Origin of the sequence: Kitasatospora sp. MBT63 (genome assembly GCF_000710465.2) — a bacterium.
In the GTDB taxonomy this organism is placed as follows: domain Bacteria; phylum Actinomycetota; class Actinomycetes; order Streptomycetales; family Streptomycetaceae; genus Kitasatospora.
On sequence record NZ_JAIZ01000340.1, the window covers coordinates 1 to 1,007 of the forward strand.

The 1,007-nt window shown below is 70.3% G+C and carries 1 protein-coding gene; it reads right to left on the reverse strand.

Translation table 11 applies throughout. The annotated features are described in order from the left end of the window. The coding region (locus AA75_RS20300; RefSeq protein WP_033821555.1) for a 2-isopropylmalate synthase at positions 1-1,007 on the reverse strand (1,007 nt) is incomplete at both ends.

Here is a 1,007-nt window from a genome sequence, read left to right on the forward strand (position 1 = left end):
TGTTGGAGTCGATGCCGACGCCCCACAGCACCTTGCCGTCGACCGCGCACTCGACGTACGCGGCCGCCTGGGCGTCGCCGCCCTCGCTCAGCGCGTGCTCGGCGTAGTCCAGCACCCGTACGTCGACGCCGATCCGGGCCAGCGCGTCACCGAAGGCGGAGACCGGGCCGTTGCCGGTACCGGTCAGGGTGACGGGGGCGCCGTCCACCACGGCCTCGGTGGCCAGCGCGTCCCGGCCGTCCTCGGTGGTCAGGCTCCGCGAACCGCCCAGCTGGATCCGGCCCCAGGCGTTGTCCGGGGTCGGCAGGTACTCGTCCTGGAAGACCGACCAGATCGCGGCCGGGGTGACCTCGCCGCCCTCGGCGTCGGTCTTGGCCTGGATGATCCGGGAGAACTCGATCTGCATCCGGCGCGGCAGGTCCAGCTTGTGGTCGTTCTTCAGCACGTAGGCGATGCCGCCCTTGCCGGACTGGCTGTTGACCCGGATGACCGCCTCGTAGCTGCGGCCGACGTCCTTCGGGTCGATCGGCAGGTACGGCACGCCCCAGGTGTACTCGGAGACCGGCACGCCGGCCGCCTTCGCGTCCGCCTCCAGGGCGTCGAAGCCCTTCTTGATCGCGTCCTGGTGCGAGCCGGAGAAGGACGTGTAGACCAGGTCGCCGGCGTACGGGTGGCGCTCGGGGACGGCCATCCGGTTGCAGTACTCGTAGGTGCGGCGGATCTCGTCGATGTCGGAGAAGTCGATCATCGGGTCGACGCCCTGGGAGAACAGGTTCATCCCGACGTTGACCAGGTCCAGGTTGCCGGTGCGCTCGCCCTGGCCGAACAGGCAGCCCTCGACCCGGTCGGCGCCGGCCATGATGGCCAGTTCGGCGGAGGCGACGCCGGTGCCGCGGTCGTTGTGCGGGTGCGCGGACAGCGCGACGAACTCGCGGCGGGACAGGTTCCGCGACATCCACTCGATCTTGTCGGCGTAGACGTTCGGGGTGGAACGCTCCACCGTGGTC